The organism is Runella limosa DSM 17973 (assembly GCF_000482465.1).
Classification (GTDB): Bacteria; Bacteroidota; Bacteroidia; order Cytophagales; family Spirosomataceae; genus Runella; species Runella limosa.
Map to the genome: position 1 here is coordinate 148,520 of NZ_KI519420.1, position 14,801 is coordinate 163,320.

Below are 14,801 nucleotides of genomic sequence, written 5' to 3' on the forward strand. Positions count from 1 at the left end.
AGCTCCCAACTACTGTTGAGCCAATAGATAAAGCACTGCCATGCGCACAGCTACTCCGTTTTCTACTTGGTTTAGGATGATACTTTGGCGCGAGTCGGCTGCATCCGACGTAAGTTCAACCCCACGGTTGATAGGCCCAGGGTGCATCAAAACAATATCGCGGTCGAGTTCATCCAACATTTGGCGGTTAATACCAAAGTACAACGAATACTCACGGAGACTGGGGAAATATTTTACTTGAAGGCGTTCCAACTGAATACGCAGCACGTTGGCGACATCGCACCATTGGAGCGTTTCTTTTACGTTGTGGCTTACTTGTACGCCCAACGAAGAGATGTATTTTGGGATAAGCGTAGTGGGGCCACATACGCGAACCTCTGCTCCTAGTTTTTTGAGGCAAAAAATGTTAGAAAGGGCTACCCGAGAGTGCAAAATATCACCAATGATAGCAATCTTTTTTCCTGCTAAATCTCCAATTTGTTCGCGAATCGAAAACGCATCTAACAATGCTTGCGTAGGGTGCTCGTGGGTACCATCACCCGCATTGACGACATTGGCAGGAATGCGCTCAGACAAGAAATGCGGAGCGCCTGGGCTACTGTGCCGCATCACAATCATATCGACTTTCATGGCCAAAATGTTGTTGACGGTATCGAGCAAGGTTTCTCCTTTTTTGACTGAACTTCCCGAAGCAGAAAAATTAACAACGTCGGCAGAAAGTCGTTTTTCGGCCAATTCAAACGATAAACGAGTGCGGGTAGAGTTTTCAAAAAAAACGTTGGCAATCGTCACATCGCGCAAAGAAGGGACTTTTTTAATGGGGCGATTGATGACGTCTTTGAACTGAGTAGCCGTATCTAAAATCGTGTAAATATCTGATTCGGTGAGGTTTTTGATGCCGAGTAGGTGCCTTACGGAAAGTTGTGACATGGTCAGGAGCACAAAAAAAGTTTTGCAAAGGTACAAATCCCTGCACGTTTGCGAAATATTCTGCCTCAAAAACCTTGAAAAGTATGCTTATAGAATCTCGTCGAGGTTGGCTTTGATGGTCTCGTAAATGGTATCCGTAGGGAGGTCATTGGCGTCGGTTCCGAAGGGATCCTCAATTTCTTCGGCCAATACTTCGATGCTGGCAAAGATGTAGAAAACGATGGCCACAATGGGAGCTGCCCAATATTTAAACTCTACTACAAAGCCAATGGGCATCGTAAATACGTACAAAAAAATGACTTTTTTCAAAAACAAACTGTAGGCAAACGGAATCGGTGTGCGCTTGATACGCTCACAGCCGCCGATGTTGTCGGTGAAAGAGCGGAGTTCTTCATTGATGAGGAATAGCTGGTCGCCCGTAAGTAGTTTGTGTTGATAAAGGGTATTGACTTCGTCATAAATCGCCCCCATGATTTGGTTGGGAACGTGCTTTTTTTTGCTGTAAAACTGGCTGTCGTATTCGCCTATATTTTCTAAGTGTTTGACATGCACCCCCGAACGTAAGTGTTCTTTAGCCGCAAGCACATAATTGGTGATGAGTACTTTAAACGTCTTCCGGATTTCAGGATGATGGGGTAAAAATGTATTGAGTTTAAGCGCCAAGTTGCGCGAATTATTCACAAAACTTCCCCAAAACCGACGGCCTTCCCACCAGCGATCATAGGCGGTGTTGGTACGAAAAACCAGCAACATTGAAAGCACAAAACCTACCAACGAGTGAACGACCGTAGTGTTTTTGAAAGAGGCGTGGAAAATATCATTTTCGATGTAAGCGACCACCACTGTGTAAGCCGCAACGCCCAGAATTCCAGGCAATAAAGAGCGAAAAGTATCACTTTTGTGGAAAGCAAAAATAAGTTTCCACCAATCTTTAGGGTTGTAACTAATCATAGGAAATGTTGAGGGTAGAGTGCAGAATGTCGAATGCAGAGTGCAGAATGTCGAATAAAATGCCTTCCATTCGACACTCTGCACTCTACCCTCGAAACTTTTAGTTAGGCTTCGCCCATAGGGCCGCCAAAATTCATAAAGGGAAATTCTTCGTCGGCAGATTGGCGAATGTCGCCGTGGGCATCTTCAAACTTACGAATATTGTCTTTTAAAGCGGCCAACAAGCGCTTTGCGTGCTCGGGGGTAAGAATAACTCTTGCTTTCACCTTCGCTTTGGGAACGTTAGGCATGAGACGAATGAAATCCAAGATAAATTCGCTGTTAGAATGGGCAATCATGGCCAAATTAGAATAAACGCCTTCGGCCATTTCTTCTGAGATTTCGACGTTGATTTGTTGTTCGATTTCGATGTGTTTATCTTCTTGCATGGTAAGTAAAGCTTTTATAACAAAAATAATAGAAAAAGCACCCTCTTGACGAAAGTGCTATAGATAATTAGTTATTGGTTAGAAAAGGCTTAAAATTCAGCCGATTTTGGTGCGCGTGGGAATGGAATTACGTCACGGATGTTACCCATGCCCGTTACGAACAAAATTAAACGTTCAAAGCCGAGTCCAAAACCTGCGTGTGGTGCGGTTCCAAATTTGCGGGTTTCGAGGTACCACCAAATAGCTTCGGGCTCGATACCTACTTCGTGCATCCGCGCTACCAATTTATCGTGGTTTTCTTCCCGCTGAGAACCTCCAATGATTTCGCCAATGCCTGGGAACAATACGTCCATCGCGCGTACTGTTGGCCCTGGTTCGGCAGGATTTGGTTCGTTTTGTTTCATGTAAAACGCCTTGATAGCCCGTGGGTAGTTAATCAAAATCACAGGTTTTTTAAAGTGCTTTTCTACCAAGAAACGCTCGTGCTCCGATTGAAGGTCGATACCCCAAGCCACATCGTATTGAAACTTCTTCTCTTTGTGAGGTTTTGATTTCAACAAAATATCGATGGCTTCGGTGTAAGTAACGCGCTCAAAGTTATTGTCAACCACAAAACGTAGTTTCTCCAACAACGGCATCGAACGCTCGTTTTGAGGCTTTTGTTTTTCTTCTTCTTCGAGGCGTTTTTGGAGGAAGTTGAGGTCGTCGGCGCAGTTTTCCAACGCATAACGAATCACGTATTTTACAAAATCCTCGGCGAGGTTCATGTTGTCTTCCAACTCATAAAAGGCCATTTCAGGCTCAATCATCCAAAACTCGGCCAAGTGGCGAGTTGTGTTTGAGTTTTCAGCACGGAATGTTGGGCCAAAAGTATAAATCTTCGACAAGGCCATAGCGCCAAGCTCGCCTTCCAATTGTCCCGATACGGTCAGGTTGGTTTCGCGTCCAAAGAAATCTTCTTTGTAGTCGATTTTACCTTCTTCCGTGCGAGGAAGTTTGTCTAGGTCTAACGTCGTTACGCGGAACATTTCTCCCGCTCCTTCGGCATCAGAAGCCGTAATGATAGGAGTATGGAGGTAAAAGAAACCGTTGTCGTTATAATATTTGTGAACGGCAAACGCCAACGCATGGCGAAGACGCAAAATAGCGCTAAACGTGTTGGTACGTGGGCGCAAGTGAGCGATTTCGCGCAAAAACTCCAACGAGTGCTTCTTCGGCTGAAGCGGGTATTCGTCAGGGTCTGCGGTGCCATACACGTGTACATCCGTAAGTTTTACCTCAACGGCTTGTCCCGAACCTTGCGACGCAACGAGCTCACCCGTCACTTTGAGGCAAGAGCCTGTGGTGATAAGCTTGAGGGTATCTTCGGCGATTTGACCAGGTTCTGCTACTGCCTGTATATTATGGATGGTCGAACCATCATTGATAGCGATAAAAATGGCGTTTTTACTTTCCCGCTTGGTGCGTACCCAACCCTTGACTACCACTTCGCTGCCTACACTGGCCTCGGAAAGAATCTGTTTAATCTGTATCGGACCCACTTTTTGTAATTGGTAAATTGTGAATGTTATAAACTATAACCACGAAAGGGCTACAAAATTAGGGTTTTAAAGCGTCAGGACAAAGAATGAAGGGATTTGAAATCAGGTTTTGATTTTTCAGAAATCTTCTTTTACTTTTGAATAGCCCTAATCTCCCGTAAAAATGCCAATTCGTGTTGTTATTACCGACGATCATCAAATCGTACTTGATAGCCTTTCGCTGCTTATTTCTATCATTCCAAACATGGAGGTGGTAGGTACTTTAAACGATAGCCGAAAAGTACTCGCTTTTTTGGAAACCCACGAAGCCGATGTGTTGGTGACGGATTTAAGTATGCCGTATCTGACGGGGGTGGACTTAACGTTGCAACTTCGGAGTAAATTTCCCCAACTTAAAATTTTGATGCTAACTGTTTCGGAAGATGCCGATACGATTCGGAAAGCATTTCAGGCGGGAATTGCGGGTTATGTCATGAAAAAAGCCAATCGAGCCGAGCTAGAACGTGCTCTGACAACAGTGGCAAGCGGAGAAAAATACTTTAGCGAAGCGGTGATGAAAGAGCTTCTAAGCCCGTCGGCGCTGACAGCAACCCCTGCCGACGAACTGCCAGGGCAGCCCATTGCTGTTACATCGCGTGAATTAGAAATTATTCGACTGGTAGCTCAAGAACTTTCGACGTCCGAAATCGCCGAACGGCTTTTTATCAGTGTCGGAACGGTCGAAACGCACCGTCATAACATTCTTCGTAAATTAGGCGTGAAGAACTCCATCGGGATTATCAAGTATGCCGTGAAGCATAAATTGGTTTAGACAGGAATGACAATCGTTACTTTGGTTCCTTGGTTGGGGCCACTTTCAATGGTTAAATTACCCGAAAGTATTTCTAGGCGACTGTGTAAATTTTTCATCCCAATGCCTTCGGACTTGATTTCGTTGGAGATACCAACGCCGTTGTCGCTCACGGTAAGTGAAAGTTGGTGGTCAGACTGACTCAGGCTCACCCAAACTTCAGAGGCATGAGCATGTTTGAGGACATTGTTGACAAGTTCGAGGGCAATGTTGTAGAGCTGATGTTCTACTTGAGAGGGTTGACGTTCATTTGAGCCACTGGTGACAAAATGAAACACCGTTTTAGAATTAACATTCAGTTGGACCATCAACTTCTGCAAAGCTGCGTGCAGCCCTTGGGTTTCGAGCTCGGCGGGAAGCATATTGTGGGAAATAAGCCTAACGTCGGCATAGACATCATTGGCCATTTCGAGGAGCTTGTCGTGGATTTTTTGGTTAAAACCGTTTAGTTCGTCGGTTTGCATGGCTTCCAAATGCCAGCGGAAAGCGGCGAGTTTGGTGTTGAGGTTGTCGTGTAGTTCTGAGGCAACGCGTTTACGTTCTATTTTTTGACCTTTGAACAAAGCCTCTTCAATTTCGCGGTTTTTACGACTGAGTTCTTGGTTTTTAAGCTTCAAACGGCGGTTATACCACAGCACAAACCCCAATCCCAACAGTCCAATGGCAGATAAGCCAATGAGGATGTTTCTGGTTTGGGTGAGTTTCTCGTTTTCAAGGGTTTGGATGCGTAATTTGTCGCCTTGTTGTTTTTTCTCAAAATCATACGTCATGGCCGAAGCGGTAATTTTTTGTAGCGCTTCGTTGTTCAGAATGCTATCTGACTCCGTTTTGTAATCCTTATAATGCTGAAGCGCTTTTTGGGGTTGCCCCATGTGTTCGTAGGCAATGGCCAGTTGTCGATGGTACTCAGCCGCTTCTTCCAACAGTGGCGGGTCGTTCTCAATTGCCCACGTGAGGCCCAAGGCCGCTTTTTCAATGACCTGAGGGTATTTTTTCTGAACCAAGTAAATTTTCCCAAAGTTAATCTGAGAAAGATGCTGCATGGTTTCTCCTCCCATTATTTTATGATACAACTGGGCGGCCATTTGGTTGTATTTTAGTGCTTTATTGTAATTTTTTAAAGCAATGTAAACGCCTCCCAAGCGGGCGTAGGCACGATGGAGCTTGCCAGTGCTTTTGATCATTTCTAAAATGGAGACAGACTTTTGGTAAGCTACCAACGCCTCAGGGTAGCGCTGTTTTTTCTCCAAAATTTCGCCTTGGTAACTGGCAATGTGGGCTTCGGCGCGCGGGTCGTGAAGTTGTTTGGCAATCACAGCAGCTTCTTCAAATGCCCGCAAGGCTTCGTCGTATTTGTTTACCGAAAGAAAAAAAACGCCCAAATTTGAGACTGAAGATCTACGGATGCGTAAATCTGGGTATTTTTCTTGCAAGCGTTTGGCTTGAAACATTCGCTCAATCGCCTCCGCGTTTTTGGCTTGATTCATTAGCTGAAGTGCTTCTCGCTCATAGATATAGCTTTGAAGTTCGTCGTTGTGGATTTCTGAAACAATTCGCTGGGCTTTGGCAAGAAGTGTAGGAATCTCTTTTTGCTTTTCAGAATTGGGCTCATATAGGTGTGCCCGTCGAATGTAGGAAAATGCCTCCAAGTACTTGTCATTAAGGCTTTTGGCGAGTAAATCAACGGTGTCTAGGTGCGCATAGGCGGTGGAGACGTCGGCAAAATTGTCTCGTTCGATACGTACCAATTGAAGTCGCGCTTCTGCTTCTTGCCTTCTAAAATTATGTTTTTTTCCCAATCTCACCGCTTCATTGAGGTACTGGCGCGCGAGTGAGTCGTGGCCTTCAATCCATAAATTTTTTCCCAAATCTACCAATACCGCCATTCGATGTACATCGGGAGGAAGCGTAGAAAGAACCCTCCGCAGTGAGTCGGTATTTTGAGCGTGGAGTTGCCACGAAACAACAAGGATAACAATACTAACAGGTAGCTTCATGGGGAGAGTTAGAGTAGAAGGTGAACGGATACTTTTGTGCCTTTGGCAGGCTCGCTCTCAATGGTCAATTCGCCCATCAAAGCTTCTACGCGGCTTTGTAGGTTTTTCATTCCCATGCCTTCGGACGAGACATCTTGAGGCATTCCGACTCCGTTGTCACTCACCGTGAGCGACAGTTGGCTTTCGGTCTGACTAAGGCTGATCCAAACCTCGGAAGCCTGGGCGTGTTTGAGAACATTGTTGACCAACTCTAAGGCGATATTGTACAACTGATGCTCAACTTCCGACGGGAGGCGAGTCGCAGCGTGGGTAGTCACCAAGTGGAATTGCGTTTTGGTATTGATAGTCAATTTGTTGACCAAGTGTTGAAGCGCAGCTGCTAGCCCTTGGGTTTCCAGCTCGGCGGGGAGCATATTGTGGGAAATAAGCCTGACGTCGGCGTAAACGTCGTTGGCCATTTCGAGGAGCTTATCGTGGATTTTTAGGTTAAAACCGTTTAGTTCGTCGGTTTGCATGGCTTCCAAATGCCAGCGCAGGGCGGCGAGTTTGGTGTTGAGGTTGTCGTGCAATTCGGAAGCGACGCGTTTACGTTCTATTTTTTGACCTTTGAACAAAGCTTCCTCAATTTCGCGGTTTTTACGGCTGAGTTCTTGGTTTTTTAGCTTCAGACGACGGTTATACCACAGCACAAACCCCAATCCCAACAGTCCAATGGCGGATAAGCCAATGAGGATATTTCTAGTTTGGGTGAGTTTCTCGTTTTCAAGGGTTTGGATGCGTAATTTGTCGCCTTGTTGTTTTTTCTCAAACTCATACGTCATCGACGAAACCATGGTTTTTTGTAATACCTCGTTGTTAAGAAGGCTATCCGATTCCGCCTTAAATTGCTTAAAATGAGCCAATGCCAACGCAGGTTTTCCCAAATGGGTATATGCCTCAGCCAACTGACGGTGATACTCGGCCAACTCCCTCCGAAGTGGAGGTTGGGAGGATGATGCCCATTCGATTCCCACAGTAGCGTACTTGACTACCTTATCATACTGTTTTTGGGCTAAAAAAATGTTGCCAAAATTGATTTGACACACGTGTTCTAGCGATTCTTTGGAGTCAATTTCGCTTTTGTAAACACTGTCGGCAATGGTGGTATAATAAAGCGCTTTTTTGTAGTCTTTAAGCTGAAAATAAACCCCGCCCATGCGCCCGTACGTACGCGGGAGCCACTGAGTAGAGTGGGTCATTTCGTGGATTTTGGCGGCTTCTTGGAAAGCCTTTAGCGCTTCGGGATATTGTTTTTGTTTTTCGTAAATGTCAGCGCGCTGCCCAATGACATACGCTCGAAGGCGTAAATCGTTGAGCTTATCGGCGATTTTTTCGGCGTCTTTATAGCATTGGAGCGCGTCTTTGTACCGACCCAATGAAGCGTAGAATGTTCCCAAATTAGGTACCGTAGAACGCAGTGCGTTGATGTCATTGGCTTTTTCTTGGAGGCGTCGGGCTTTTAGCATCAAATCAACGGCTTCGGCGTATTTCCCTTCGTTGGTAAGTAGCGTAGCCATTTCGGCATAAACGGCCCCTTGCCAAACCAAGTCGTTGGCTTCGATAAATAGCCGTAATGCTTTGTTTAATAAAGGATTGACTTGCGATTGTTTCTCGAAAAACGACTCGTACAGCTGCGCCCGCCGAAGATAAACTTGCCCTTCCAATGATTTGTCGGGGATGGATTGGGCATTTTTCAGCGCGATGTCCAGATGCGCATAGGCCGTTTTGAGGTCGGTGAGGTATTCAAACTCAATTCTCACCAGTTGCAAACGAGCTTTGGCTTCACCTCGGGGATAGTGGAGCTGTTGGGCCAAGGCGATAGACTGGTCGCAGTACAGCCGCGCCAAAGAGTCGTTTCCCTCTCGCCAATAGGCCCTGCCTAACTCAAAAAGGGTGTTCACTTTGTTGGTGTCACGGGGGGCTTTTTTCAAAACTCCTACCAACGAATCTGCTTTCTGGGCTTGTGCTGCCAGTGAAAACCACCAAATACAAAACAACCATTTCTTCATGAGCGTGTAACGAGTTGGAGAACTTGGTGAAAATTAACGATAAAAGAGCATCTGGCACAAGCGTAAACACCAAAAATACAGGTTTTCCTATACCCGAAATGTAGGTGTTTCTGGATTTACGAGGGGGAGATTTTGAAAGACCTTTGTTGTGTTCAATCGTCAACCTTTTTACTCATGAATCCGAATAACCCGCATTTGTCTGACCTAAGCTCTAACCATCCCGATGCCGAAGCGCACGACGAAGGTTTTTTTAGTGTGTTGTTTGACATTACCAAAAAACACCCTGTGCTGTTTACGGTGTTCTTTTTGATTCCTTTTGTGATTTTGTTGATTTCGCTAGGGTACAAATGGTACTATATTTTTACGGATACCACTCATTACTTGACCGATTACCAAATTCAGGGTGGAAGGTGGTCGGATGGAAGGGCCTATTTTGGCCCAGGTATCGATAAGTACATTCGCGAGTTAGACATTGCGGGTTTGGTTGGGGGGATTGTCGGGATTTTTATTGGCTTGTACCTGACCGTCACGACCGAAAAATTGAACCGCCAAAAGGAGCGCACTAACCAGCAAGAAATGGATCATCTCAAGACCCAGACGAGTTTGCTTGTTCAGGCGACAAAATCGCTTAACTCCATTATGGTAGAAGTAAGCGGAAAAGTCAATGAAAAGGTGCAGTTGATGGAAGGTACCAAAGATGTGCTCGAAGGCATTGATAAAGTCGTGGAGTTGTCTAAAGCCCAGGGAAACAACTTGTTGGTGTTGTCGAATACCGCGCGCATCGAGGCCATCTCACCGTTTCGGATGGATTTGGTGGCCAAACACGCCGATTTGAAACCCCATGAACTTCGTCATGCTACGCAGTTTGATTATGCGCGCAAAGCCGAAAACTTACTGCGCGATTGTTCGGATGTAGAAAATAAACTCAAAGAAACGGCCATTTATCTCCAAAAAATCGGTAGCGACGCTCGCGTGGAATTTGTGACACTCAACGACCAGAACGAAGGCGCTAGCCACGCGTTTTTGAAGTATTTGGGTAAAATCTTCAACGAGCATGTATCCGTCGAAACCTACCGAAGCGGCAGTAATTCGCCGTTGGGGCTCAACGAGGCCGTGCCGCACCACAATCGCTTTATGATTGCCACCAACGGGCAGGAAAATGGCGATGCCCAATCAATCCTGATTCGGCAATTGTACAACGACCACGCCCAAGCCATGCGCGAGATGCAAGAGTTGGGAGTTCGGGTAACGAAGGTCAATAAAACCTTACCCATTCAGCTATTTATCAGTACCCCCAACGACAACAAACCTGGCATCCAGAAAACGTTGTGCGTGTGTATTTTGGGTAGTGGCTCCAACTCCAGCGGCCGCCCCTCAAAACTCACGGCTTTCCTGACCGACGACCCGCACATTGTATCGTCGATGGTCGAATTATTCTACGATTATGAATCCGACGCAGCCCTCAATACCCGCGAGTTTATGCGTAAAATCTAAGCACTATGTCCACAGGTACGCTGATAAAAAAACTTTGGCCGTTTGTCCAAAAATACCGCCAAAGCCTCGTGGGGGCGTTGGTGTTGACCTCCATTGGGGCGCTATTGGCGCAAGTGACGCCCCTCGTGATGGAATATACCGTGAATCGGGTGCAGTTGATGCTCCGCGACAAAACCCAAGGGCTTGATGCTTGGACGGTGGTGGGGTGGTTGGTGTTGATTTTGTTGAGCAAAGAGATTTTGAGTTTGTTGATTCAACTAGGGCAAAAATTCTTGAGCGACCGCCTGCGATTTCGTTTGGCGGCTGATTTGCACAACTATACCATTCGACGCATTGTGGCGTACCATTTGTCTTTTTTTGCCCTGCCCCAAAACGCCATTGGTAAACTCGAAAAACGCATCGACAAAGGCATTGAAAGCCTGACCAAAACCGTCAAAAATATTTTTGTGGACATCGTTCCAATGTTTGCCAATGCCGCACTGGCGTTGGCATTGATGTACAAAAAAAACGTTTGGGTGGGCGTGTGCGCTACCCTTGTCATGCCTTTGTATGCCCTCATTAGCCGTGAGCAATCGCGGCGGCAAAAGTCCATTCGGCATAGCATTCAGCACTTTCGGGAAGAGAAAGCCAATACCCTTTTTAGCCTTATTGAATCCATTTTTGTGGTGAAATCATTTGTACGCGAAAGCTACGAAGCCAGTCGCCAGCAGACGCTTACGCAGTTTTTATCGGACAGTGAAGTAAAGCACCACCGTACCAATTACCTTTTTGATGGCCTTAAAAGTATCGCGGAGCAATTGGGGATTATTATGGTCTTTGTGGTGACGATTTATTTTGTGTTGAACCAACAAATGACCGTCGGGGCGATTTTACTGCACATTATGTTGTTCAACAACGTGTCGGCTCCCGTACGTCACCTACACCGTATCTATGACGAATATAGCGAAGCACTTACCTATGCCGAAGGTTTTTTTGACATGATTGAAAACAATACGTACGTGGTGGCCGAAGGGGGAACAAAACCGCAAAAAATGCAAGGGACTTTTGAGATGAAAGGCGTTGATTTTGTGTATCCCAACGGTAAGCAAGCCCTCAAGAACATTGCCCTAAAAATAGAAGCGGGCAAAACGACGGCCTTGGTGGGATTGTCGGGGGCGGGAAAAAGTTCGGCCATGAACGTTCTGACGGGGTTTTATGGCCCGACGGCTGGGCAAGTGCTGCTCGATGGCAAACAGCTGGCCGACTATGACCAGCATTGGATACGGCAAAATGTAGGATTGGTGATGCAGAAAAACCACATTTTTTCGGGAACGGTCGAAGAAAATATTCGCTACGGGAAGCTAGAGGCTACGTCCGAGGAAATTATAGAAGCGGCAAAAAAGGCGTCGCTGCACGAGCAGATTTTGCAACTCCCCAAAGGCTACCAATCGGAAGCAAAAGCGTTGTCGGGAGGGCAGCAGCAGCGGATTGCCATTGCCCGCCTATTTCTCAAAAATCCCCCAATTATTTTCCTCGATGAGCCAACGGCCAGTTTGGATGCCATCACGACGGAGCAAATCAAGGATAGCATTGATGCCATTAAAAAAGACCGAACGGTGCTAATTATTTCGCACAATATCAGCCAAATCATGGATGCTGATCAGATTTATGTGATGCAAGATGGCGAAATCATCGGCAGTGGAAACCACGAAAGTTTGTACGCCGAAGGCGGACTCTACCGCGATATTATTGATTCCAATGCCCGTACGCTCAACATTGGTCGCTTGGCAGCCACGGTCTTGCCCCAATAGGTCAGACCAAAAATGGAAGCATATAGGTTTTCCTATACCCCAAAATACAGGTTTTCCTAAAAAAGAATGTAGGAGTTTCCGGATTTACTGGCGTCGGCTTTTTGGGGAACTTTGTATCACTCAAAAGCAAGGAAGAAATAAACAAAAAGCTTTCGCGCCCAAAACAGAAACTAACATTCAAACAGTTAAAAAAATACCGCAATGAACCCTTCTATTAAAAACTTTGTCATTCGCCACCTGGTAGGTGCAAAAGCTAACCAAATCGAAGAATTTGATTTTAGCCGACACAATGAACTTACGTTAGGCCGCTCGGGCGATAGCGATGTGCAGTTTGACCCCGAAATTGACACCGTCGTAAGCCGCGAACACGGAAAAATTGTCAAAGATGGACCCTTGGCATTTACGTTGATTGACAACAACAGCCGAAACGGGATTTTTGTCAATAAAGTACGAGTGAAAGGCAGCACGCCGATTCAACCTGGAGACGAAGTGCAATTGGGAAGCAACGGCCCCGTGTTTTTGTTTGACGTAGATCCTCGCCCTGCCGAACTAATGCCTGCCACGCGTTTTGTAGAAGTGGTAAAACCCACGAGCGAGTTTGTTCCCGCAGAAGTGGCGGCAGCTACTCCCGAAAAATCAGGCATCGGTAAGCAAACGTTTGAACGCGTCATCACGCACGAGCGTCAAAAATCGCAACGTACGTTGGTCGCTTCGGTGGCGGGGTTGGTGATTGTAGCGGGTGCGGCCTTTTTTGCTTTTAAAGATAAAATTGCCCCGCAAGTTACCAACGTGGTTAAAAGCGATACAACGCTTGTTACCAACGTCACCAATGTAGTCAAAGAAGCCTTTGACCCCGAGGCAATTGCCAAAGCCAACATCGATAAAGTTGTCTTCATCGAGTTTAGTTCGAAATTGGTACACGCACCTACGGGCGACGATATTTATCACCGTTACGAAACCTACAAAGGCATCGACCGCCCCATTCCAGTCTATGTTGAAGTTGATGGAAAAATTGAACCATTGCTTGATTTAAAGAAAAATACGCCCAATGGACAGCCCATTGCGTTGCAAGGAAGTGGTTCGGGATTTGTGGTGTCAAAAGAAGGCTATATCCTCACCAATCGCCACGTAGCTGCTAGTTGGCATTCGTATTATAGCTTCCCTGAAGATGCTTTCCCTGGCGTACTGTACCGTTTCCAAGGCGGAAAAATGGAGATAGCAGGCATTATTACTCCTGAAATGGGCCAAAATATCCGCTGGATACCTGCTGAGACGAAATTGTTTGGTCAAAAGCCCGTTTCGGGAAAAATCATCGACGGAACGAATACGTATATTGATGTAACGTTTGCTAAAAATGACCAAAGAACGCCCGCAAAAGTGGTGCGTGTTTCCAACAAGCATGACGTCGCGATGATTAAGATTGATTTGCCTTCGGAAATGCAAGCTGTGGCCATGAAAGATGCGGATGCAACGATTGCCCCAGGCCAAAAAGTAGTGACGATGGGTTATCCAGGTATTTCGCCAAGCGTAGTGGTCGCTACCGCAGGTAATGATTTTGCCAACCGAAATACGCAAGTGGTGACAGTTCCCGACCCAACGGTAACGGATGGAAGTATTGGGAAAGTCATTCGTGGAACGACCAATACATCTAAGGAAAGCGGTGTAGTGGGATACTACAGTACGTTTGGCGATTATTATCAGTTGACGGTCAACGCCACGGGGGCAGGCAATAGCGGTGGGCCTGTGTTTGATAAAGACGGAAATGTAATCGGGATTTTTACGGCCAGTACGAGCCGAGCCGATGCTACTCGTATCACGTTTGCCGTACCGATTCGCTACGGAATGGAATTGATGGGAAACACCAAAGTAATCAACTAACACGCGATGCAAGAGCCATTGATACATCGAACAATTCGAGGCTACCAACTGACGCAATGGTTGGGAGCAGGAGGGATGGGGGAGGTTTATATGGCCCAGCATCAAATTACGCACCGAACGGCCGCCGTCAAAGTACTGTACCGCGCTGACCAAGCGGCTCGTTTTCGGAACGAAGCCTACATCCAAGCCTCCGTCCAACACCCCCACATTGCCGCGCTGTATGAGTATGTGATTGAAGACAGTACGCCGTGCATTATCATGGAATACGTAGAGGGAATTACGCTCGAAAAGCTCATCAAGCGGCAAGGACGGCTCCCTGAGTCGTTTGTGTGGAAAGTGATAGCACAGGTAGCTTCAGCGGTGGCTCATTTGCACGAAAAAGGCATTATTCACCGCGATTTAAAACCAGGAAACGTGAAGGTCAACAAAGATAGTTTTGCCAAACTTCTTGATTTCGGCATCGCCAAATCGGCCTATACGCCCAAGTTGACGCAAGAAGGTTACATCGTCGGAACGGCGCATTACATGGCTCCCGAGCAGTTTCAGGGGCGAGTGAGTATCCATTCCGACTGCTGGGCGTTGGGCGTGTTGTTCTACGAAATGCTGACGGGTTATTTGCCTTTCAATGGCCGTACCGAAACCGAAATTCGGGTGAAAATCGAAAAAGGCCAATATACCGAACCTGATTTGTTGGCTCCCCAGATTTCGAAACGAAGCAAGCGATTGATCAATAAGCTACTGCGGGTGAGTCCTACCAGCCGCATGAGTGCCGAAGCCCTCATTCGTGAGTTGCAAAATCCCCATAATGAAAGTGGGTTTGGTTTGGGAGAATGGGTGGATAACTTAGCCGAATTTGTGGAAAAACTTCCCGTAAAGCGCTGGTTTAAAAATTGA

The 14,801-nt window shown here is 46.4% G+C and carries 11 protein-coding genes; 5 read left to right on the forward strand and 6 right to left on the reverse strand.

Annotated elements, in window-relative coordinates; translation table 11 throughout:
* Window positions 1-9: 9 nt before the first annotated feature.
* The 4 genes from K339_RS0110525 to asnS all read right to left on the reverse strand — a co-directional run bounded on the left by K339_RS0110525 (window position 10) and on the right by asnS (window position 3,850).
* Complete coding sequence (locus tag K339_RS0110525; RefSeq protein WP_028523540.1) at window positions 10-930, reverse strand: aspartate carbamoyltransferase catalytic subunit; 921 nt, start codon at window positions 928-930, stop codon at window positions 10-12.
* 87 nt (window positions 931-1,017) lie between these two features.
* Window positions 1,018-1,881, reverse strand: coding sequence for a bestrophin family protein (locus tag K339_RS0110530; protein ID WP_028523541.1), 864 nt, complete (start codon window positions 1,879-1,881; stop codon window positions 1,018-1,020).
* A 104-nt stretch (window positions 1,882-1,985) separates the two neighbouring features.
* Complete coding sequence (locus K339_RS0110535) at window positions 1,986-2,309, reverse strand: DUF3467 domain-containing protein (protein ID WP_028523542.1); 324 nt, start codon at window positions 2,307-2,309, stop codon at window positions 1,986-1,988.
* A gap of 89 nt (window positions 2,310-2,398) precedes the next feature.
* On the reverse strand, window positions 2,399-3,850 hold the full coding sequence (asnS, locus tag K339_RS0110540; RefSeq protein ID WP_028523543.1) for an asparagine--tRNA ligase: 1,452 nt from the start codon (window positions 3,848-3,850) through the stop codon (window positions 2,399-2,401).
* Window positions 3,851-4,013: 163 nt separating this feature from the next.
* On the opposite strand from asnS, the gene K339_RS0110545 reads away from it, so the two are divergent.
* The gene (locus tag K339_RS0110545; protein ID WP_037300130.1) at window positions 4,014-4,661 is read left to right on the forward strand and encodes a response regulator; all 648 of its coding nucleotides are present in this window, start codon (window positions 4,014-4,016) and stop codon (window positions 4,659-4,661) included.
* Here the strand turns inward: K339_RS0110545 and K339_RS35900 are convergent.
* Both K339_RS35900 and K339_RS0110555 read right to left on the reverse strand, forming a co-directional pair.
* On the reverse strand, window positions 4,658-6,697 hold the full coding sequence (locus tag K339_RS35900; protein ID WP_084332184.1) for a tetratricopeptide repeat-containing sensor histidine kinase: 2,040 nt from the start codon (window positions 6,695-6,697) through the stop codon (window positions 4,658-4,660). The two genes, K339_RS0110545 and K339_RS35900, sit on opposite strands and share 4 nt — an antisense overlap.
* A gap of 8 nt (window positions 6,698-6,705) precedes the next feature.
* Complete coding sequence (locus tag K339_RS0110555; protein WP_028523545.1) at window positions 6,706-8,745, reverse strand: ATP-binding protein; 2,040 nt, start codon at window positions 8,743-8,745, stop codon at window positions 6,706-6,708.
* Window positions 8,746-8,919: 174 nt separating this feature from the next.
* Between K339_RS0110555 and K339_RS0110560 the strand changes: the two genes are divergently transcribed.
* The 4 genes from K339_RS0110560 (at window position 8,920) to K339_RS33335 (ending at window position 14,801) form a co-directional block, all read left to right on the forward strand.
* Window positions 8,920-10,239 carry a hypothetical protein gene (locus K339_RS0110560; RefSeq protein WP_028523546.1) on the forward strand — a complete coding sequence of 440 codons (1,320 nt, stop codon included), beginning with the start codon at window positions 8,920-8,922 and terminating at the stop codon, window positions 10,237-10,239.
* Window positions 10,240-10,244: 5 nt separating this feature from the next.
* Window positions 10,245-12,029, forward strand: a complete 1,785-nt coding sequence (locus tag K339_RS0110565) for an ABC transporter ATP-binding protein (RefSeq protein ID WP_028523547.1) — start codon at window positions 10,245-10,247, stop codon at window positions 12,027-12,029.
* Window positions 12,030-12,230: 201 nt separating this feature from the next.
* Window positions 12,231-13,907, forward strand: a complete 1,677-nt coding sequence (locus tag K339_RS0110570; RefSeq protein ID WP_028523548.1) for a trypsin-like peptidase domain-containing protein — start codon at window positions 12,231-12,233, stop codon at window positions 13,905-13,907.
* A gap of 6 nt (window positions 13,908-13,913) precedes the next feature.
* The gene (locus K339_RS33335; protein WP_051397933.1) at window positions 13,914-14,801 is read left to right on the forward strand and encodes a serine/threonine protein kinase; all 888 of its coding nucleotides are present in this window, start codon (window positions 13,914-13,916) and stop codon (window positions 14,799-14,801) included.